The following is a 20,450-nucleotide window of genomic DNA, read 5'->3' as shown; positions in this document are numbered from 1 at the left end:
GAATCGAACCGGGTTGAATTGAAATGATCAAAGTTGGAGAGCCGGCGCCTGATTTCACGCTGCCCGCGCACGACGGCACAACTCTCTCGCTCGCGAGTCTTCGTAGCGCCAAAGTGTTGCTGTGGTTCTTCGTCGAGGCCAACACGCCCGGCTGCACCCTCGAAGGTCGCGGCTTTCGCGACCATCAATCGTACTACGACGAGAACAACATCCGCGTCGTCGGCGTGAGTTTCGATTCGCCGGAAGACAATGCGGCTTTCGCCCGCCGCCACGAATTCGGATTCCCGCTTCTGAGCGACACGAATCACGCCGTCGCGATGGCCTACGGGGCTTGTTCGGGCCGGGACGCCAGGTATCCCGACCGCGTGAGTTTCCTGATAGATGAAAACGGCGCGATCGAGCGGGTATACGACCAGGTCGATCCTCGCGACCATCCGGCCCGCGTACTCGCCGACATTCTTGGCGTGTGACCGATGCCGCATCCTCAGATGAAAGTCCGCGCCGTCATTTTCGATCTCGACGAAACGCTGATCGAGGAGGAGACCTCCAACGACGCGTCTGCGCTGACCGCTGCCGATATTGCCGTGGCGCGCCACGGCGTCGATCGCGTCGCACTCCTCACCGCCTTGCGGATGCGTTCGCGCGAGCTGTTCCTCAGCGGCCCCATGATCGACTACTGCCGCGACATCGGCATCAGCGCGCGCGAAGCACTATGGGGTTCGTTCACCGGCGACGATTCTTCGCTCGTCCAGCTTCGCAACTGGATGCCCACCTACCGGATGCATTCGTGGACGGGCGCCTTGGAAGAAGTCGGCATCGACGACCCAGCCCTCGCCGCGGAGCTCGCGGAATTCTTCGCGATCGATCGAAGCCGCCGCCACGTCGTGTTTGCCGAGTCAGAGCAGGTTCTGCATGAGTTGAAGAAAAAGTTTCGTCTAGCGTTAATCACCAACGGCGCGCCCGATATCCAGGGCACCAAAATCGACGGCTCCAACCTCGCCAGCTTTTTCGAAACGATCATCATCTCGGGCGATCACGGATTTGGAAAGCCCGACCTCAGGATTTTTCAATTGGCATTGGAACGGCTGAAGGTCGCGCCGCACGAAGCAGTGATGATAGGTGACAGCCTCAACCGCGACATCGCCGGCGCTCGCGACGCCGGCATCGGGACGATCTGGATCAATCGCTACAAGCGCACACTCAGCGTGAGTCATCCTGTACCAGATATCGAGCTCACCGACCTGCGCGATCTGCCGAAGCTACTCATCCCTGCCCACTAGCGGGCGATAGCGGCAAACCAATGTCGCCTCCTGACCCTCTTACGCCATCGAAATGGCGCATCGACTCCCGTATCCGGTCAGTTGCGCGGCTGTGCCTATTGCAGACAATCGTTCAGCGAGTGTTCCGATTCCGCGACAATGGCCCATCAATTGCTCTCAAGATAGCTATCGACCTGTCATCGCATGCCGACGCAGGAGGATTGGTGCAGCACGACGACACTCAACCGCCTTCAGGAACTCAGCCTACATCGGCCACTGCCAACGGGACCGGCGCAAGCGAGATGGTCTCGCTCAGTCATCTTGTGCATAGCGCGGACCGGCTCGGCGGGATGGTCGTGCGCTCGGCGCAGGTGCGCAAGGTCCTGAAGTCGGTTACGCAACTGAGTCCGTACAAGGCGACGGTTTTGATTTCGGGTGAATCCGGCACCGGCAAGGAACTGGTCGCGCGCGCACTCCATACCCTCGGTCCGGTTCCGAATGGTCCATTCGTGACGCTGAATTGCTCCAACCTGGTCGAAGCGCTGGCCGAGTCGCAGTTATTCGGCCACATCCGTGGCGCCTTTACCGACGCGCGCGACGAATCGCAAGGTTACTTCCGCGCGGCCAATGGCGGCACGCTGTTCCTTGACGAGATCGGCGAGTTGCCGCTCAAGCTCCAGCCCAAGCTGCTGCGCTCGGTCGAGACACATGAGGTTCAGCCCGTCGGCTCGTCGCATTGCTACAAGGTCAATCTGCGATTGGTTGCGGCGACCAATCGCGACTTGCGCGCGATGGTTAAAGCGGGAACGTTTCGCGACGACCTCTACTTCCGCATGAGCGCGGCAGCGATCTTTATTCCGCCCTTGCGCGAACGACGCGAGGCGATCCCGGCCTTCATCGGATATTTCATCGAACAATACAATCGTCTTTTCGGCAAAGACGTCTCAGAGATCTCGCGCGCCGCGATCGACGTTCTATGCGGGTACCAATGGCCGGGAAATGTCCGGGAACTTTCCAACGCAATCGAAAGCGCGGTCATTTTGAGCGAGAACAATCGTATTGTCGTGACCGATCTCCCCGAGCAGATCGTGGACGGAACCGGCGCCGAGTTGTTGAACTCGCCGGTAGATCCTCCCGCCCACGGCCACGATCCAGCGCCGGCCGTCCATAGCGCACCTCAGATAGATTTCGGCTCAGAGCCGCTGGGGTTCTTGCTCGACGACGTGATCAAGAAGACTTTGATGCGTTCACTGGAAGAGACTGAAGGAAATCGCCGCCGCGCCGCCGACTTGCTCGGCGTCTCGCGCTCGACCCTCTACCGGATGCTGACCCGCTACGGAATCGCCGAAAATCCCCACCGCCTCGGAGTCCAGCCAACTCTTTAAGCCTCTTAACACTGGGTGCAGAACCTGTCCTGAGCGAAGCCGAAGGAGGTCACCCCTGCCCAAGGAAGCGGAAAGCCACGGCGGGTTTCACATTAAATTAAGTTCTTTCTCACTCTGGCAAACTGATGTCGCTTCGATAACAATTCCATCGATGAGGAAGCTCGCTCGACTCTTCGCGCCAATTGCCGTATTCGCTATTTTCGTTGAGGTCTCTCCCGCGATTGCCGAGTCACCGCCGCCTGACCTGGTCGAGATGGAGCGCCAGGTGTCGCTGGAGTTGGCGCACGTGCGCGACAGCGGCCCCACCGATCCTGACCAGCGCAAGCAGCTCTTCGACGCGAGCCAGTTTGAGCAGAAAGGCGAAGCTGCTATCAAATCCGGCGATTACAAATATGCCCAGGAGAACCTCTCAAAGGCTCGCGACATTCTGCGCCACCTGCGCGCGCATCTGCAGTGACACCAGCGGCGCCGCATTCATCGCGCGCGCCGGTTCTGGTAAGTTCTAATCAGGGTCCTCAATGAGTGGTTCGGATCAAATCTGGGCTGAAGCTCTGCGCACGCTGGAGCGCGGGCAATCGTTTGCCTTGGCGACCGTCGTGAATGTTCGCGGCTCTACCCCGCGTGAAGTCGGCGCCAAGATGATTGTCCGCGAGGACGGGCAATTCGGCACTATCGGCGGCGGATGCGGCGAGGCCGAGGTCTTTCGAAAAGCTCGTGTGTTACTTGAAGAAAAAAGTGACCGCGGCGCGCGGCTGGCCGAAGTCGATCTCACCGGCGATTTCGACCAGCGCGAGATCGGCACCTGCGGCGGCATCATGGATGTCTTCGTCGATTTGTGGTCGCCGTCGCGCGACCTGAGTATCGCGCGAAAACTGGCCGATTTTGCCGGACGCAGCGCTCCTGGCGCGTTGCTGACGGTGATCGATTCCGGTGCGCGCGCGGAGCTCCTGGCCGGCTCGCGGACGTTCATCGATCCTCGAGATTCGAGCGCGCGCGATTCGGGACCAATCGATCTGCCAGCGGCGGGATTCGCGCAGATTGTCGATCGGACCACCGACGCGATTCCGACTCTGCTCGAGCTTGACGGCGCCGGTGGTATGCAACCTGTGACCCATCTCGAACCGAACGGCGGCATGCGATTGTTCGTCGATCCTATCGTCGGTGCGCAGCGCCTGATAATCGTCGGTGCGGGCCATATCGCGGTGCCGCTGTGCGCGCTCGGCGCAATGCTGGGATTTCACGTCACGGTGATCGACGATCGCGCGTCGTTCGCCAACCGCGAACGGTTCCCGCAAGCCGACGACATAATCGCCAAGCCTTTCACCGACGCGATCGACTCGCTCGCGCTCGACGGCCACTGCTACCTGGTGTCCGTGACGCGCGGTCATTCGTTCGACGAAGAAGTCGTACGCGCCGCGCTGATGCAACCGTGCGGATTCGTCGGGATGATCGGTTCGCGCCGCCGCGTGAAGGCCACCCTCGAAAGAATCGGCGCGAGTGGTGTGCCCAAAGATCGCCTCGCCGACGTTCACGCGCCGCTCGGGGTCGCGATTGGCGGTGAGACGCCGGAGGAAATCGCAATCTCGATCATCGCCGAAATTATCCGCGAGCGCCGCACCGAAGAGCGCGACGAGTTCACCCTCGGCGTCCGCTTCGGCAACCTCAAACGCTCGAAGTAAGCGCGCATCGATGCCGACGCATCTCGAGGGAATCCTGTTGGCCGCGGGCGAGTCGCGGCGCATGGGCTATCCGAAGCCGCTGCTCAAAATCGATGGACAAACTTTCATCGAGCGCATCGCCCAATCGATGCTCACAGTCGTGCCGCGGCTGGTGATTGTTCTCGGGGCGCACAGCGATCGAGCGCGTGCCGTGATTTCGCGCGACCAGAGAATCGTGATCGTCGAGAATCCCAAATATTCGCGCGGCCAGCTGTCCTCGCTGAAGGTCGGCCTCAGCGCGATTCAGCCGGACTCGACCGCCGCGCTGGTTCATCTTGGAGACCATCCGATGGTCCGCGCAGAAACGTTCCGCACCCTCGTCGATTCCTACAATCAAACCGGCCAGCCAATAGCGATCGCGCGCTACGAAGGCCACCGAGGCCACCCAGTGATCTTCGACCGCGCAATATTCGCCGAACTACAATCCGCGCCGGAAGAAGAGGGCGCCCGCCACGTGGTAAACGCCGACGCATCGCGGGTCGTCTACGTCGACATGGACGATCCTGGAATTAATCTCGACCTCGACACGCCGTCCGACCTGGCCCGCGCCGGCCTGCCGCCGCCTCCGACCGTATGAGTCCCTACCAAACTATTATCTTCAGCCTGCCAACCTGGCATGGAAGAAAATCTTCCAGAAGACATATAGAATAAAGGCAATATGCGTGAGTTGCGATCAATTTCCGCCTCTAGCAGATCTCCTTTTGGGGGCGTAAATCCGGCGAAAACTGTAACCGTTAGCGAGTCGATGCGTATTAATAAACAGTTATATTGGGTCGCCTTGCTGGCCGAAGGGCAGGGCGCAGTTTGAGCGACAAACCCGACGAGGAGCTGATAACGGAAGTCCTCGGCGGGCAGACCGACTCCTTCTCCGAGTTAGCGGCGCGGCATCGGCCACGAGTGGAACGGTTATGCAGACGATTTTTTTCAGACGAAGAGATGGCGCGGGATATCGCGCAGGAAAGTTTCATTCGGGCTTACACTGCGCTGGCAACCTATCGGGCCGAGATGCCATTTGGCGGGTGGCTGCGCGCGATCGTCGTAAACCTGTGCTACGACGAGCTGCGTCGGCGCAGGCGGCGTCCCGAGGAGCTGGTTGGAGATTTCAGCGCGCCGGAAGTGCAATGGATGCAGACCGCGCACGTCGCGTCGCCGGAGGATCTGGTTGGTGAGGCTGAAGAGCGGCGCGAAGCCTACGACTTGGCGCATCGCCTGCTCGACACGTTGAAGCCTGAGGATCGGATGGTGATGGTGCTCAAAGAGAGTGAAGATTTAAGCGTCAGCGAAATCGCCGAGACGCTTGGCTGGAGTGAGGCCAAGGTAAAAATTCGCGCATTCCGCGCACGACAGGCACTGCGCAAGCAGGCCGAGCGGATGCTCGCAATGGGACGCAACAGGTAACGGTCATGAATTGTTTTGAAGCACGACAGGAATTTCCCGCGCTGTGGCGCAAGACGGTAACTGCGGATCGGCGCAACGATCTGCTGGCACATCTGAAGGGATGCGAGAAGTGCGACCATGCCTTTCGCGTCTTTGCGCTGACGGCCCCTGTTCTGTACGGCGAGATGGAACAGCCGGCGTCGCGAGCGTTGCGGCCAGCACGTCGCGAGTTTTCCCTGGCGGATCGGCCGTCCCGATTTGCTTCGGCGTCGCGCGAGGTGTCGCGGTCGAATCGATGGCTCCCGATGGCTGCGGCTGCGGCGATATTTGTGTTTGCGACCAGTGCGGCGTATCTTTCGGTGCGAACCCCGAATGATTCAATTGGCGAAGCGCTATCTGTCCCCGAGTCCAACATGACTTCTGACACTACAGGCGACCCATTGGCGCCGGAGATGCCGCTGACAGAGAGCGATCTTGCCAGCTAGGTCGAATATCTGGTTCGGCTTACTGATCGGAGTCTCCTGCATCCTGATTGGTTTCGCGCTGAGCACGATGGCCTATCGGTACCGCTACTTGCACGTGCCAGGCGGCGGGCTGATCGGCCGAATGAATCATGAGCTCAATCTGACGCCTGCCCAAAGCGATCGAATCGCCGATATCCTGCGCGATACCCGCTTCAAGGTGATGCAGGCGCACCAGGATTATGTGCATCGGCGACATCAGCTTTTCTGGCAGGGAATGAGCGACATTCGCGGCATCCTGACGCCTGATCAACAGAAGATTTTCGATCGCGACTTCACCCGCCCGTGGGAGCATCACGGGCATCACGATAATGGTGAAGATGATGACCAGGTGCCTTCCGAACAAGGAGCTCCCTCGCCGCCCCCATCCCCAGCACCTCAGAACTAGGCGAGATCTCTATATGAGATGCCTCTGCCTCCAACGCCTCAAATGATGAATGAGCCTGTGACGGTGACCCGTCCGCGACGGTTTGATCTGCGGAGCGACCTGAGATCCTGCCTTTGTATCAGCTAAAGTAGTAGGCGCTGAAGCGGGAGATACCGCGACCGCATCAGGAGTTTGAGAATGATCCTGTGCGGGCATGGATCGCGCGTCCGTGGAAGCGATCGTCGTCGACGGCCGCGTGCCAGGCGAATGCGATGCCCCCAGCGTACTATCTGCCTGCCTGCGATACGCGACGCGCACTGCTCCAACTGCCCATGCGATACACGGGAGCAGAATTGCGCCGACCACCGCTGCCGCCGCAATCTGGCGCCATTTCAGTAGAGCCTTCGAGTACGCAGTCGGGGTCGGCGCCGCGACTACTTCGTTCTCAGCCTTCTCGAAATCACAGATGAAACGCGACACCACTTTCTGTGCGTCAAGTCCGAGGAAATCCGCATACCGTCGGAAAAAAGGCAGCAGGTAAAGTTGATCGGGGATCGCGTCGTAGCTGTCGCTCTCTATCATCCTGACGTAGTACGCCGGAATGTGCGTTCGCTCGCTCACCTGATCTCGCGAGAGACCTAGATGCTTGCGCGTCTCTGTCATCAGCTGGCCCAGCGTCTGATCGGCGTCGAGACCCGACCAGCCATCCTCGCTTGGCGACACGCGCTCGACCGCATCGTCTGGGCTCGGCGGGTTGTGCGCACCTTGGAGATTTGTTTCGAACACAAACATCGAAGAGGTGTCGCGTGGCCCGTGGCGAAATGCGATTTCGTCACGATCATCTTGCACGCGATCAACGTCACTCAACCTGACCAGGTTGGTCTGAGCTGTTCGATCGTTTGTGTCGGCCCTGGAAATACCAGGAAAAGGCTGCCTAACAACGGACATCTGACCACCTCCTCAACCCGCCCAACTTGAACTCCGCGAGTCCCCGTTGCCGGCCAAGATTTTGTCACAAGTGTGCGCGAATCTAAAGTAGGTAATCAGAAATTAGTCAGTTCAACGATGGCTGAGTAATTGCGAAGATAGGCTAAGAATCTGCAAGAACTAGGTTTTGATGCGCCCAAAGACTTGGTAAGAGAATAAGGCTCTAGGATCGGCGTAGTCTCGAGCTTGAATGCAGAGGCATGACGGTCCTTTGACCGCGGACCAATAAAAATGGCACTCGTAGTGACAATACATAAGCTCGAACCTCTCATCCCGATCTGATCCATACATTTATCGCCTCGACCAAATGAAGGGAGAAATGAATGAAGGTTGAAAACGCAGGTTATCCGACCGCCGATGGAATCAAGGCGCTGGCTCGCGATACGTCGTCGACGAAGATCGCGATGCTGAACCTGCTTAAGTTCCGCGAGAAGGCTGTGTACAAGGACGGCCGACCCGATGTCATCTCGGGCCGCGAAGCTTACCAGCGCTACTCCAACGCGATGACGAAAATTGTCGAGCGCGAAGGTGGCAGGATTTTGTTCGCGGGCAGGATCGCCGGCGTGGTGATCGGCGAAATCGAGGGAGTGTGGGACGTCGCCGCGATCATGGAGTATCCATCGCGTGCCGCGTTCCAGCGAATCGTGACGCTGCCAGAAGTTCAGGAAATCAGCGTCCATCGTGAGGCCGGCCTCGAAGGCCAGCTGCTGATTATGACGGAGAGCCTGTAGCCTCAGGGGCTTTCCAGCGCATGTTCTATCGCGGTCCGCCTACCAGTGATCGAAATGGACCGCCTCGTTGGTCAGAGCGTTCGGATTCGTGTTTGCGAGGGTTGAACGGGAGGCCGACATGGACACCGCGTTTGCGCTCGCTACCTTGTCGTCGCTTGCAACCACAGAAGGCGGTAAGGGCTCCTCGCTCTCACCCTGTTCAGCAAGAATCGTTCTGAGCGTGGAAATTGCGTCGTAGGCGTTTGCAAGGTGTTGAGGTTTGATCCCCTGGTGCATTTCGATCGTCGCCGTTTCGACCTTCATACTGTACAGCCTGTCGGTTTCTGCACTCGGCGCCTGTATATGCACCAGCACAAAGTAGCTGTAACCATCCTCGAGCGTTAACTCTGCGCACCTTCTGAGAATGTAGGAGTGAACGGTCTCTGGCGGTGTTAATCCATTGCCGCGAAAAGAAACCTGCGCGGTACTACTGCTCCGCACCTGGTCGGTATATCCTCCCGAAATCCCGTCCGGCTGATATGCCGTTGCGCAACTGGCCAGCAAACAAGCAGCTGACAGAACAATCAAACTGTCCCGGATTCGCATTGTAGTTCCCCTCCCCGAGCCGCCATCATAGCACCGCTACAGAGACGAAACTATCAGTTCTATTTAGCTACAATGAGGTTTATTGGCGACGGATCTTTCGCTCAGAGCGCGCCCATCTGCTTGAGGGTTTTTTCCGCTTCCGACGCGACCGTCGGATTCTTCGCGCTGTCGCCGAGCGCAATCTTCAGATATTTCAGCGCGTCATCGCGTTGGCCGGTCTGCGCGAGCAGTTGTCCAATTCTGAGCGCGGCGAAAGTATTCTTTGGATCGATCTCGTATGCCTTGCGATAGTAGACCAGCGCGTCGTCGGTCTTCGGCGGTGAAAACGACATGTACGCCTCGCCGATATTCAGATAGGCGCTGACCTGGTTGGGCTGATATTTCACCAGCTTTTGATAAACCTTAACGACGTTGGTGAAGTCGGATCGCGAATTGTAGTAGAGGCCGAGATAAACGTACGCGTCTTCGTCCGCCGGAGCGATGTCGGTCGCCTGCCAGAGCAGCTTTACAGCCGCGTCGCTGTCGCTCATTTTGATTGCGGCGTCGACCAGCGCGCGCGCCTTGGCCGCATTGGCGTCCTGCGCGCGCGCCGAAAATGGAAAACACGCAAGCGCAGATATCAGGATGGCGACGAGCGTCAGTGGTTTCAGCGCGGTTCGATCTCGCATGGCATCAGGTCGTGCACAAGACTCAACCCTTAAATCGTGGCATGAAAGGGTCGCGATGCAAAGCTATCATGTATCCGACCCTCCTGTTCGCCTGTCTAAAAGGGAGAGGGACCAGGGGCGAGGCTTGATAGTGGGCGGGGCGCCGTGCCCGCCTACTGGCATCGTCGATATGAAAAAAGAAATTGCGGTACTTGAAAAAGTGAAAACCCATCGCTTCATCGCCAACGGGCTAACGCTGAATTGTCTCGACTACGGCGGCGAGGGCAAGCCGCCGCTCCTGTTCCTGCATGGCGGCTCCGCGCACGCGCATTGGTGGGATTTTGTCGCGCCCGCCTTCGTCGAAGATTTCCATGTGCTGGCTCTGGATCAACGCGGGCATGGCGAAAGCGAGTGGGCCGATGAATGGGCGTACGGCTCGCGGCACTACGTGTCGGACCTGGATCAAGTGATCGGCCAGTGGACATTCGGCGCGCCGATTTTGGTTGGGCATTCGATGGGCGCGCATAACGTGCTTGCATTCGCCGCTGAACACAGCGAAAAACTGCGCGCGATCCTCGCGCTCGATCCGCCGCCGGACTACACCGAGCGCGCCGTCGAATTTTTGCAGTCGATCGCGGAAAAACCGGCGCGCAGATTTGGCTCGCTCGACGACGCCGCGCGCAATTTCAAGGTTCTCCCGCGCGAGACGCTGGCAAAGAAAGAAATCCTCGAACACGTCGCGCTCCGCAGCTTCCGGCAGGACGACGACGGTTCCTGGATCCATAAAATCGATCGGCGCACGATGATTCGTGAACCCTCGCGCGTGTGGAAATCCTTGCATCGCATCACCTGCCCTGCGCTGATCGTGAAGATCACGAAGAGTCCGCTGCTGGATCGTGAGGTCGCGAAGAAAATGGTCATGCAATTTCCGAACGCGCGCCTGGCGGAGGTCGACGACTCGTATCATCACGTGATGCTGGACAATCCGGCGGCGCTGATCGAAGTAATCCGAAAATTTGTCAGCGAGTTTAAGTGACCGCTCCGCATAGTCACCTGCTCGAGGGCTCGCCGCGGCTCCACTACCTGGAATGGAATCCGGACGCGTCGCGCACGATCGTATTGCTGCACGGCAACTCGGCGAATGCGTGGTGGTGGGAGCCGTTGGCCCGCGTGATTGCGCCGGAGTACCGCCTGCTGGCGCTTGATCAGCGCGGGCATGGTGACAGCGAATGGGCGCGTCCGGTCGCGTACTCGCCGGCGGATTACGCGAGCGACATCGCGAGATTCGTCCAGCACATCGCGCCCAACGCGGAGAAGCCGGTCGTCGTCGGTCACAGCATGGGCGGGCTGAACGTGCTGGCGTTTGCGCGCCAGCATCCGGAAAGCGTGCGTGGCGCGATGGCGATTGACGTCGCCGTCACCTCGAGCCGCGGCCGTGATCGATATCTACGCCGGCTGAAGGGACTGCCGGTCGTGACGTATCCCGATCTCGCGACCGCGAAAGCGAGGTTTCGTCTGATGCCGAAGGAGGGTGGAATTCCCGACGAAGTGCTTCTCGAGATCGCCGAGCGAAGCCTGGCGCGGACTGATGAAGGGCGGTGGACGCTCAAGTTCGATCGCGAAAGTTTTCTCGGCGGCGACGGACTCGAGGTGCTCGAGACGATCAGGGAGATCAGGATTCCCACGATGCTGGTGCGCGCCGATCACAGCCGCATCATGACCGCCGAGGCCGCCGAGCATGCGCGCGCATCAAACCCGCAGACGCGCCTGGTGACGATCGCCGACGCGCATCATCACGTGATCCTCGAGAAGCCCGCCGAGGTCGCGCGCGTGATCGAGGAGTTCGCCGCCAGCCTGTACCGCTAGAGGTCCCGCTCCATTGTGCGGTGCGCGATTCCGGCCTCGTCGAAAACGCCGCCCACCGGATTGAATCCTTCCTTGAGATAGAAGCCCTCGGCGGTCAGCTGCGCGTGCAGGATCGCTTTTCGGAATCCGCGCTCGCGCGCGCGCTCGATCAGGAAGCGCAGGATTTGAGCGCCGACCCCGGTCTTACGAAATTCGAGCAAGACCGCCATACGGCCGATCTTAACTTCGCTTGCCCCATGCTCGAGCATCCGGCCGCATCCGATCGCGACGCCGTCGAGAATCGCCAATGCGTGAAACGCGTGCTCGTCAGACGCATCCAATTCGATTTCTTCGGGAACATTTTGTTCTTCGATAAACACGCGGCGCCGAATCGCCAGGGCGCGCTGCATGTCCCCCGGCGACTCGATCTCAATCACCTTGATGCGCGTAGATTCGTTCACAAGCCAGTGAGTAGCGCGCGATGGACGCGTCGTCAATTCTTCCTGGGACCATCGCTGCCCGAAATCGGTCTCTGCATTTTAGCCATCTCTCATATGCTCGCCTGAGTGTTGTAGAGTCGCGCATACGCGCCGCCCGACGTGACCAGCTCGGCATGCGTACCTTCTTCGACGATCCCATCCTCGGTCAGCACTACAATTCTCCCCGCATGTCTCACTGTGGATAGCCGGTGCGCAATGACGATCGTGGTGCGATTGTGCGCCAGCCGCTGTAGCGACTCCTGGATCGATCGTTCGCTCTCATTGTCGAGCGCGCTCGTTGCCTCGTCGAAGATCAGGATAGGTGGATTTTTGAGAAACACGCGCGCGATGCTGAGCCGTTGCTTTTGGCCGCCAGAGAGCCGCACCCCGCGCTCGCCGATCTCCGTGTCATAGCCGTTCGGCAGCGTCATGATGAAATCGTGCGCATGCGCCTGTTTCGCGGCCTCAATGATCTCCTCGCCGCGCGCGTCGGGCTTGCCATAGCGAAGATTCTCCGCAACTGTCCCCGCGAACAGATAAACGTCCTGCTGCACGATGCCGATATTTCGCCGCAGGGAGTGTGGTCGGATATCTCTCACGTTCCTGCCATCGATCAGAATGTCGCCCGCGGTCGCATCATAGAAGCGCGGGATCAGCGAGCAGAGCGTGGTCTTGCCGACGCCCGAAGCCCCACCAGCGCGACAAATTCGCCGGCTCTTATCTCGAGCGACAAATCCTTCAGCACCATGGGCGAATCGTCGCTGTATCGGAAGCTCACACTGCGGAACGAAATATCTCCCCGCACATCCGTCAGTTCTGCCGCGCCAGTTTGGTCGGGCAGGTCCTGCTCCATCTGCAGCATTTCAAAGAAGCGGTCAAACCCGGTGCTGCCTTCCTGATAGAGCCGTGCGAAATTCACCAGCCGGCGAATGGGGTCAATGAGCACGGCGATGCACATCAGGAAGGTAAGCAGGTCGGCGAGATCGAGCGCCGACCGCGCGATCCCCGCCGCGCCGAATACGATCACGGCAATCGTGATGAGCTGTGTGAATGCGGCCATCCCGCCTGAGAACCACGCCTCGCTCCGATATTCCTCGCTCCTGCTCGCAAGAAAGCGATCGTTCTCGTAGTTGAAGCGCGTGGTCTCGAACCCCTCGTTGGTGAAGGACTTAACCACCCGGATTCCCGCGAGCGAGTCTTCGACCCGCGCGTTGATATCGCCGATGCGGTCTTTGCTCAATCTCAGCGCGGCTGTCATGCGCCGGCTGAAATGCAGCGCGAACAGGAACATCACGGGCAGGAAGCCCAGCACGATCAGCGTGAGCGTCCTGTCGATATGCGCAAGGATGATCAGCACCCCTGTCATTTCCAGTGGCGCGATCGCGAGATCTTCCGGTCCGTGATGATAAAGCTCGGCGAGGGAATAGAGATCGTTGGTGATCCGCGTCATGAGCTGGCCGGTTCTCTGCCGGTCGTAAAAGCTGAACGAGAGTTTCTGATAATGCTCGAACAGCTCTCGCCGCATGTCGCGTTCCATCTTCGCCCCCATCACATGTCCCTGATAATCGACGAACAACGTGCACAGGGTCTGGATGCCGACGAGCGCGAGCATCACACCGCCAAGCAGATAGATCTTGTCGATCGCGCCGGGCACGGCGGCGCTTCCAAGCAGGTTCTTGGTGATGAAATTCGCACAGACCGGCATTAGCAATGCCGCCGCCGATATGATGACGGCGGACAAAAGGTCCGCAAAAAGCAGACCTCGATACGGCTTGTAGTAGGAGAGGAACTTTTTGGCTCGCGAGCCCGCGAATCGCGTCGCCGCCCGCGCGCCTGCCCTTGATTTATCGGCGCCGACGCGCCCCGAACCTTCGGAACGTACTATTCGCATGAAACACCATGTCCTTCTGATGGGTTGAAACCGCTCTCTGAATGGACATGGACATTGTCATTGCGCTCTCCCCGGGGTTCAGTTGCTAAATCGAGACAACAATACAACACTGCCCGCCGTGTAGTACAAGTCAGACTGAGCCCACTGCATTGGCGCGCCGCCCGATTTAGAGGTGAAACCGGGCCTGTGCTACGCTCCGGATCATCGAGGAGATTGCGATGCCACAGTTGTCCGAGACAATTTACGCGCCTGAACCGGAGGGCGGGAATTGGATTCAGCACGGCCCCGTCAGCCTCAAGGCCCTGCGCGACAAGGCAGTGGTGCTGGTCGATTTTTGGGACTACACCTGCGTTAATTGCATCCGAACCCTGCCGTACGTGGTGGCGTGGAACAAAAGATACAAGGATAGCGGCTTAGTGGTTGTCGGCGTGCACGCGCCTGAGTTTTCCTTTGCGCGCGAAGGATCGCACGTCGCGGAAGCGGCTGCCCGATTCGGTCTGGAATACCCAATCGTGCTCGACAACGAATACGCAATCTGGCGGGCGTACTCGAATCGCTTCTGGCCGGCGAAATACCTGGTCGATGCGAAGGGACGCATTCGCTATTACCACTTCGGCGAAGGTGCGTACCAGGAAACCGAAGTAGCTATTCAGGGATTGCTCCGCGAACTGAATCCGAGCGCGAGTTTGCCGCCGCCGTTGGAGCCCGTGCGCGACAGCGATCGACCCGGCGCCGTCTGCTATCGCGTCACGCCGGAGCTGTACCTCGGTTATGCGCGCGGCCAGTTCGGAAATTTCGAGGGCGTGGTCCGCGATCGGCCGCACGACTATCGCGACCTCGGGCCGCATGTCGAGGGCATGACCTATCTCGCGGGCCGATGGCTCGTGGAGCAGGAAAGCGCTCGCAGCGAAGCGTTGGGCGCGGCGATCTCGCTCAGGTACACGGCGAAAGATGTGAATCTGGTGATGGCGCCGCCGGCGGGGGCCAGCGTGCGCGCAGAGATTACTCTGGAAGGTACGCAGCGCGCGGGCGAGGACGTGAAATTCGAAGGCGACCGCGGATTTATCACGGTGAACCGCCCGCGGATGTACAACGTCGTCGCGAATGAGTCGGTAGTTTCAGGCTCAGTGTCTATTCGAGCCGAAGCAGCAGGGCTGGCCGTATATGCATTCACGTTTATTTCGTGTGTAGCCAGTTGATGGCGACTGACTAGTCGGATTTTCCGCGGAGGGTGTAATTCCCGATGGCAAAACCGAACCAGCGTGCAAGCGACGACGACATTCGCGATGCTGCAAGAACGATTCTGGCAGCGCGATACCCGATCGCGCTGACTGGCGCGGGGATGTCGGTCGAAAGCGGCATACCTCCTTTTCGCGGCCCTGGCGGACTCTGGACCAAATACGGCGAGCCGCCGATGAACGGGTTCCAACGCTTCATGGCCGATCCGAAAAAGGCCTGGGAGGAGAGGCTCAGCAAGCGCAACGACGAACTCTACAAACCACTGTCGGTGGCCCGGCCGAATCCGGGTCATCTCGCGTTGGTCGAGCTGGAGCAGTTCGGAGTTCTGCGCTTTGTGATTACGCAGAACGTCGATGACCTTCATCGGCAGGCTGGGCAGAAGGCGCTCGCTGAAATTCACGGCAACTGGACTTTGATTCGATGCCTCGATTGCAGGACGCGGTTTCATGGCGACGCGATCAGCCTCGAGACGCTGCCGCCGGCGTGTCCGCGATGCGAGGGATTGTTGAAGTCGGACACGGTCTCGTTCGGCGAGCCGATTCCAATCGACGTGCTGAACATTTGCGCGGAGCATTCGGCGAAGGCGGACCTGGTGATTGTTGCCGGCACCTCGGCAACGGTTTATCCGGCGGCAGGATTCGCGCTCGAAGTGAAGCAGCGCGGCGGAACTTTAATCGAAGTGAATCTCTACGATTCAGAGATCACGCAGATATGCGACGTCAGTTTGCGCGGCACTTCGGCAGACGTGCTGCCGCGGTTGGTGAAGGCCGCCGCCGAAATTCGACGAGAAGCTTTGTCCTAGGAACCTAACCCCTAACCCCTTCCCACGTGGGAAGGGGAACCGGATTGGTGGTGGCCTGGATGTAGTCATCGGAAGGCTTGGGCGGCGGAGTTGCTGCACCCGCGCGCTGGCGGAGCAGGAGCATCTCGTCGCTGCCGTCGAGCGAAGTCGGGTTCGATACCATCACGATTTCGAAACGGCTGCTCTTCGACGCGGGCAGCGCATCGAAGAGCGTGCGCCATGCGATCACGTACCGGGGCATGTCGGGATCTTTTTGCGAGACGATCGGAATTGTGCGGCGGCTGTAAAAGGCGACGTCGTAGTTGAGCGCATTCAGGTAGCCGACGGGATTGTCGTCGACGACTTTCATCGCGCGATCGGTAAACTCCTTCAGTGAGAGGGTGTTGGCGATAGCCGGCACCACGATGACGTTGACCGCAACGGTGACGAAGACCATCGCGGACGCGATTGCGAACACGATTCGTTCGACCAGTGGCCGCGTGACTATCAGCCGCACGCCGAGCACGACGACCGTCAGCGGCATCGCGAGCGCCAGTATCCAATGTTCGTCCACGGCCGAGGCGAGGTTCGGCGCAAAGGCAGACGCGCGAACGTTCCCCACTTGCAGCAGGTCGGCGAACTCGTGTGGCGAGGCTATGAGCATCGCGAGCGCGACCAGAGCGGCGCTCCCAGACAGCAGCATCGCGACGCCATACAGTCGCGCGAGCCAATGGGCCAGCGTAGCAGACGGCGCAGGCCGCACGACGGCCTGTCTCAAATAAATCGCGACCAGAGTCGCAAAAGCGGGATACATGCAGAGCAGGTATACGCCGCGCTTGCTCTGCGGAAGGTTGTAGAAGATCACGACGGCGGCAAACCAGACGAAGATGTATTTGAGGCGCGAATCGGCGGTGAGCGGCGTGCGCGCGACCTGGACGCCGACGATCGGCAGCAGAAACGTCCACGGCATGAAGCCGGCCAGGAGCGCGAGCTCCATATAATAGAAGGGGTGGATGTGGCCTTCGTGAAAATCGCTGCCGCCAGCGAAGCGAAGCAGATTTTCGGCGAGAACCTGCTTGCGAAAAAAATCGGGCCCTCCTTCGATCAGCGCCGCGACGTACCATCCTCCCGCGAGCACTAGCACGACGATCGCGCCGCGGACGAGATTCATCTCGCCGAGAAAGCTCCAGCGTTTTTCGAGAGCGATCCATATCAGGGCGACCAGGCCAGGAAGAATCAAACCGATGGGACCCTTGGTCAAAACTGCCAGCGCGATTGCGACGTAGAGAAGCATCCGCCGGCGGGTCAAACCTTCGGCCATCAAAATAAATTCGAAGAACGCGACTTCCATGAAGAAGGTCAGCGTCATATCGACGCGGGCGCCCGTCCCAGCTTGCAGGTATTGAAAAGTAGTGCCGAGTATCAGCGCGGCGATCAGTGCGGTCACATCGTCGAACAGGCGGCGCACATAGAAGTAGCAAACGATCACGCCGGCGATAGCGAGACCGGCGGACGGCAGCCGCACGGAAAATTCGTTCACGCCGCCCGCCACGATCGAGACAAGGGCTGCGATCCAATGCATCAGGAGAGGCTTGGAGGGAATTTCGACGCCGGCACGCTGCGGCAATATGATGCCGCCGCCGTGAACGATATCGAAAACGGTGACGGCCTCGCGCGGCTCGCCCTTGGTATAGAGCGGGTAGCCGCCCAGATTTACCAGGTAGAGGGCCACGCCGACGATTAGCAGGATGGGCCATGCGTGGCGCGGCTCGGCGATGTACTGGAGCCAGTCCGGCGGAGCTTTGCTGGTCTCGTCGCTCGGAGGTGGAGTCGGCTCGGAGTCGGCGCGCACAATCTGTTCGGGCACGAGAGGCAGAAACCTAACCCCTAAACCCCTTCCCATACGGGAAGGGGGGCAATCGCGGAAGGAGGGTGGACTGGAATGGCTAGTATTCGGTTTTGACGCGGGCGCGGCCGATGTCGTCATAGACGTAGACGTCGGCGGGATTTTCGTCGCGCGTTTTTTTGTGCGAGCCGTCGCAAAAGGGTTTGTTCTTCGAAAGTCCGCACGCGCAGATGTAGATTGGCAGCTCGGTGCCTTCCGGTACTTCGTACGGTGAGTTCTTTTCGTGTCTGATCATTCGAGCCATGAACAATTCCTCGCGTAATTTTTTGTTTTCGTGCGCGCTGCAACTTCGGTGCGGCAGCATCTGAGGGTCACTTAAGACCACGCGGGTCGCAGAGTCAAATGACAATTATTCGGTGCCGGCGTTGCGCTTCAGATAATCGAGGATCGACGCGCGCTCCTCTGACGTCAGCGGGCGCATGCCGGCCGCTTGAATCTTCGTTTCCATCATCGTGACTTGCGTGTCCCACATCGCGGCCGTCATTTCGTGCGGAGGGTAGGGCACGTGGCAGTTGCCGCATCGACTTACGTAGAGCTGCGCGGCGGGGCTGGTCGCATCGGGCAGTGACGCGGGTTTGCATCCTGAAATGACGAGGCCCACGAACGCGAGAATGAATGCGGCGCGCAGACTTCGGTTAAGCGGTCGGAATGCGCGCATCGGGAAAGCGGATAGCAAGCTGGTGGCGGAGGGAGCCGATCAGTGCGCGGCGGTCATTTTCGTCGAGAGGCACCTTGCGTTCGGATTCGGGTCGCAGCCAGATCGGTCCGCGCCGTAGTTCCTCGGGTTCGTTTTTGCTGCGCGGCAGCAGATGCCAATGCACGTGCGGCTCTGAATTTCCCAGGCATTCGTAGTTCATCTTCCACGGCTGGACGACGGCGGCGATCGCTTCGGCGACGAGACGCATCTCGTCTGACAGCAGCCGCGCTGTGTCCGCGGGCATCAGATAGAGCTCGGTCGCGTGGAGTTTCGCGAATAGCACGCAATAGCCGCGATAGAATTGCTGATCGCCGAGGATCACGTAGCAGCTTTTCAGCTCCGCAATAAAATCGGGGAAGGCGCCGGCCTTGATGCGACCGATCATCGCGCAGATTCCGCACGCGGGCTTTGTCGAGGTCATGCTGAGGCTGCGGCCGGGACCTCGACCAGCTTGATAGTCGCGCCTTTAAGCATGTCGGCTACGGTATGCAGCTTGTACGGACGCGCATAGTACACCGTGCGGACGCCGGTGTTGATGAGCACCTTGAGGCAGTGGATGCACGGCGTGTGAGTGACGTAAATGTCGGCGTCGCGGATCGCGGCACCGTTGCGGGCTGCTTGCGAGATCGCGTTGATCTCGGCGTGGATGGTGCGGTAGCAGTTCTGCTCGAGTTCACCGTCGGGCGTGCGCGATTCGTAGATGAGGCATCCGACTTGGGTGCAATGCGGCAATCCTGCCGGCGATCCGTTGTAGCCGGTCGCAAGAATACTGCGGTCGCGAACGATGACGGCGCCGACCTGGGCGCGCAGGCAGGTCGAGCGCTCCGCGACCTCGCGCGTAATCGTCATGAAGTACTGGTCCCAGCTCGGACGATTGGGCCTCGGCGGATGATTCGGTTTGATAGTCGGAATTTCGGCCAATACCTTCCCTCGATCGCTCGGTTACGCGCGCTCAGATTTTAACATGACCGAGTTGCCGCAGCATCTGATCGTAGTGCGGCATGTGATGGATTATTTCCTGGCTGTGGCTATTTTCCTCGGTCGGCACCGGCGCTTCGGGCTGCACGAAGGAGAGCGGCACCGGGCTGAACGTGACGATGAAGAGCGCGACCGTAGCCCACGCGGCGAGGGCGCGGCGCGGATTCAACGGCGTGTCGCGATCGATGGTCGAGGGATGTCCCAATCCAAGCGCCATCACCAGCACTGCCCATAGCAGCCAGCCCCACCAGAGATTGTAGCCGAGCGCGAGCGGCACCAGCACCATCAGCACGCATGAGATAACGAACAGCACCGAGATCGTGCGATGACGGCGTGGGAACAGCGCGTAGATCACGTGGCCGCCGTCAAGCTGTCCGACCGGAAGCAGGTTCAGCGTGGTGACGAAAAGCCCAAGCCATCCGGCGAACGCGATCGGACTGAGATTCACGTTGACCGTCGAAGGATCGACGCCGAGCACCAGATGAGAGAGGCCCAGGAACAAGATTGAGTTGCCGAGCTCGAGGCCGCCGGCGGATTTGTCCAGCGGCGTCACGTCGGAAAGATAGAGCCCGATGACGACCGCGGGTATCGCGAGCATCACACCAGCCCACGGGCCGGCGGCGCCGATGTCGAACATCACGCGGCGAGTGCGCGCAGGCTCGCGCATCCGGATGAACGCGCCGAAAGTGCCGATGATGAAAATCGAAGGTGGCGCCGGAATGAAGTAAGGCAGGGAGGCATCGACGTTGTGGTAGCGCGAGGTCAGGTAGTGGCCCATCTCATGCGCGAACAGAATCATCAGTAGCGGAATCGAGAACGAGAGGCCCGAACGCAGCGCCGCAATCGCGAGCAGCGGATGCATGAAAGATACGTCCTCGCCATTCATGTACGCGCCGGCGGTCGTGGTGGTCAGGAAGGTGAGCAACAGCAGCACAAGGTTGAGCGGCGGAATTCGCGGGCGGTCGAGCGCGCGAGCGGCCGGTTCAGCCGGCGCCGTATAACGCGGAATCTCCGTCAGGACGGTGGGGGCGTCCTTGTGTGTGATTATTTCATCCAT

24 protein-coding genes and 1 pseudogene are annotated in these 20,450 nt (G+C 59.8%); 14 read left to right on the top strand and 11 right to left on the bottom strand.

Annotated elements, in window-relative coordinates; translation table 11 throughout:
* The first annotated feature begins 23 nt into the window (after positions 1-23).
* The 9 genes from WB650_RS16830 (at position 24) to WB650_RS16790 (ending at position 6,648) form a co-directional block, all read left to right on the top strand.
* Positions 24-470, top strand: coding sequence for a peroxiredoxin (locus WB650_RS16830; protein ID WP_423961294.1), 447 nt, complete (start codon positions 24-26; stop codon positions 468-470).
* Positions 471-473: 3 nt separating this feature from the next.
* On the top strand, positions 474-1,280 hold the full coding sequence (locus WB650_RS16825; protein ID WP_423961292.1) for an HAD family hydrolase: 807 nt from the start codon (positions 474-476) through the stop codon (positions 1,278-1,280).
* A 98-nt stretch (positions 1,281-1,378) separates the two neighbouring features.
* Entirely contained in the window at positions 1,379-2,644 is a 1,266-nt protein-coding gene (locus WB650_RS16820; RefSeq protein WP_423961291.1) for a sigma 54-interacting transcriptional regulator, read from the top strand.
* A gap of 151 nt (positions 2,645-2,795) precedes the next feature.
* Complete coding sequence (locus tag WB650_RS16815; protein ID WP_422305717.1) at positions 2,796-3,101, top strand: hypothetical protein; 306 nt, start codon at positions 2,796-2,798, stop codon at positions 3,099-3,101.
* A 61-nt stretch (positions 3,102-3,162) separates the two neighbouring features.
* Positions 3,163-4,323, top strand: coding sequence for an XdhC family protein (locus WB650_RS16810; protein ID WP_423961288.1), 1,161 nt, complete (start codon positions 3,163-3,165; stop codon positions 4,321-4,323).
* A 10-nt stretch (positions 4,324-4,333) separates the two neighbouring features.
* Entirely contained in the window at positions 4,334-4,939 is a 606-nt protein-coding gene (locus WB650_RS16805) for a nucleotidyltransferase family protein (protein ID WP_423961286.1), read from the top strand.
* A 227-nt stretch (positions 4,940-5,166) separates the two neighbouring features.
* Positions 5,167-5,760, top strand: coding sequence for an RNA polymerase sigma factor (locus tag WB650_RS16800; RefSeq protein ID WP_422303526.1), 594 nt, complete (start codon positions 5,167-5,169; stop codon positions 5,758-5,760).
* A 5-nt stretch (positions 5,761-5,765) separates the two neighbouring features.
* The gene (locus WB650_RS16795) at positions 5,766-6,224 is read left to right on the top strand and encodes a hypothetical protein (protein WP_422303525.1); all 459 of its coding nucleotides are present in this window, start codon (positions 5,766-5,768) and stop codon (positions 6,222-6,224) included.
* Positions 6,214-6,648: a hypothetical protein gene (locus WB650_RS16790; RefSeq protein WP_422303524.1), complete on the top strand. Its 435-nt coding sequence runs from the start codon at positions 6,214-6,216 to the stop codon at positions 6,646-6,648. Before WB650_RS16795 ends, WB650_RS16790 begins: the two co-directional genes overlap by 11 nt.
* Before the next feature lie 9 nt (positions 6,649-6,657).
* Here the strand turns inward: WB650_RS16790 and WB650_RS16785 are convergent, their stop codons facing one another.
* Positions 6,658-7,476: a helix-turn-helix domain-containing protein gene (locus WB650_RS16785; protein WP_423961283.1), complete on the bottom strand. Its 819-nt coding sequence runs from the start codon at positions 7,474-7,476 to the stop codon at positions 6,658-6,660.
* A gap of 461 nt (positions 7,477-7,937) precedes the next feature.
* On the opposite strand from WB650_RS16785, the gene WB650_RS16780 reads away from it, so the two are divergent.
* Positions 7,938-8,345: a DUF1330 domain-containing protein gene (locus WB650_RS16780; RefSeq protein ID WP_422303522.1), complete on the top strand. Its 408-nt coding sequence runs from the start codon at positions 7,938-7,940 to the stop codon at positions 8,343-8,345.
* Positions 8,346-8,384: 39 nt separating this feature from the next.
* Here the strand turns inward: WB650_RS16780 and WB650_RS16775 are convergent, their stop codons facing one another.
* Both WB650_RS16775 and WB650_RS16770 read right to left on the bottom strand, forming a co-directional pair.
* Positions 8,385-8,930 carry a CC0125/CC1285 family lipoprotein gene (locus WB650_RS16775; RefSeq protein WP_422303521.1) on the bottom strand — a complete coding sequence of 182 codons (546 nt, stop codon included), beginning with the start codon at positions 8,928-8,930 and terminating at the stop codon, positions 8,385-8,387.
* Between the two features lie 101 nt (positions 8,931-9,031).
* Positions 9,032-9,598, bottom strand: a complete 567-nt coding sequence (locus WB650_RS16770; protein ID WP_422303520.1) for a tetratricopeptide repeat protein — start codon at positions 9,596-9,598, stop codon at positions 9,032-9,034.
* 169 nt (positions 9,599-9,767) lie between these two features.
* Between WB650_RS16770 and WB650_RS16765 the strand changes: the two genes are divergently transcribed.
* Both WB650_RS16765 and WB650_RS16760 read left to right on the top strand, forming a co-directional pair.
* On the top strand, positions 9,768-10,613 hold the full coding sequence (locus WB650_RS16765) for an alpha/beta fold hydrolase (RefSeq protein ID WP_422303519.1): 846 nt from the start codon (positions 9,768-9,770) through the stop codon (positions 10,611-10,613).
* Positions 10,610-11,443 (top strand): alpha/beta fold hydrolase, encoded by an 834-nt coding sequence (locus tag WB650_RS16760; protein ID WP_422303518.1) that lies wholly within the window; start codon positions 10,610-10,612, stop codon positions 11,441-11,443. Before WB650_RS16765 ends, WB650_RS16760 begins: the two co-directional genes overlap by 4 nt.
* Here the strand turns inward: WB650_RS16760 and WB650_RS16755 are convergent.
* Both WB650_RS16755 and WB650_RS16750 read right to left on the bottom strand, forming a co-directional pair.
* The gene (locus tag WB650_RS16755) at positions 11,440-11,883 is read right to left on the bottom strand and encodes a GNAT family N-acetyltransferase (RefSeq protein ID WP_422303517.1); all 444 of its coding nucleotides are present in this window, start codon (positions 11,881-11,883) and stop codon (positions 11,440-11,442) included. The genes WB650_RS16760 and WB650_RS16755 overlap by 4 nt on opposite strands.
* Positions 11,884-11,972: 89 nt before the next feature.
* A pseudogene (locus WB650_RS16750) lies at positions 11,973-13,792 on the bottom strand (ABC transporter ATP-binding protein).
* 218 nt (positions 13,793-14,010) lie between these two features.
* On the opposite strand from WB650_RS16750, the gene WB650_RS16745 reads away from it, so the two are divergent.
* Both WB650_RS16745 and WB650_RS16740 read left to right on the top strand, forming a co-directional pair.
* On the top strand, positions 14,011-14,991 hold the full coding sequence (locus WB650_RS16745) for a redoxin family protein (protein WP_422302785.1): 981 nt from the start codon (positions 14,011-14,013) through the stop codon (positions 14,989-14,991).
* A gap of 44 nt (positions 14,992-15,035) precedes the next feature.
* Positions 15,036-15,833: an SIR2 family NAD-dependent protein deacylase gene (locus WB650_RS16740; protein ID WP_423961280.1), complete on the top strand. Its 798-nt coding sequence runs from the start codon at positions 15,036-15,038 to the stop codon at positions 15,831-15,833.
* A gap of 4 nt (positions 15,834-15,837) precedes the next feature.
* On the opposite strand, the gene WB650_RS16735 is transcribed toward WB650_RS16740, so the two are convergent.
* The 6 genes from WB650_RS16735 to WB650_RS16710 all read right to left on the bottom strand — a co-directional run bounded on the left by WB650_RS16735 (position 15,838) and on the right by WB650_RS16710 (position 20,450).
* Positions 15,838-17,679, bottom strand: coding sequence for an ArnT family glycosyltransferase (locus tag WB650_RS16735; RefSeq protein WP_423961278.1), 1,842 nt, complete (start codon positions 17,677-17,679; stop codon positions 15,838-15,840).
* Between the two features lie 79 nt (positions 17,680-17,758).
* A complete protein-coding gene (locus tag WB650_RS16730) occupies positions 17,759-17,962 on the bottom strand; it encodes a CDGSH iron-sulfur domain-containing protein (protein ID WP_422302791.1) in 204 nt (67 codons plus the stop codon).
* 105 nt (positions 17,963-18,067) lie between these two features.
* Positions 18,068-18,376, bottom strand: coding sequence for a hypothetical protein (locus tag WB650_RS16725; protein ID WP_422302793.1), 309 nt, complete (start codon positions 18,374-18,376; stop codon positions 18,068-18,070).
* Entirely contained in the window at positions 18,354-18,800 is a 447-nt protein-coding gene (locus WB650_RS16720; protein ID WP_423961275.1) for an HIT family protein, read from the bottom strand. The genes WB650_RS16725 and WB650_RS16720 overlap by 23 nt, the downstream gene beginning before the upstream one ends.
* Before the next feature lie 32 nt (positions 18,801-18,832).
* Positions 18,833-19,336 carry a deoxycytidylate deaminase gene (locus tag WB650_RS16715; protein ID WP_422301991.1) on the bottom strand — a complete coding sequence of 168 codons (504 nt, stop codon included), beginning with the start codon at positions 19,334-19,336 and terminating at the stop codon, positions 18,833-18,835.
* Between the two features lie 31 nt (positions 19,337-19,367).
* Positions 19,368-20,450, bottom strand: a complete 1,083-nt coding sequence (locus tag WB650_RS16710; RefSeq protein WP_423961273.1) for a site-2 protease family protein — start codon at positions 20,448-20,450, stop codon at positions 19,368-19,370.

The organism is Binatus sp. (SeqCode), from assembly GCF_049584895.1.
Lineage (GTDB): Bacteria > Desulfobacterota > Binatia > Binatales > Binataceae > Binatus.
The sequence above is the reverse complement of the archived record's forward strand: the minus strand, read 5'-3'. Positions and strand labels throughout refer to the sequence as shown.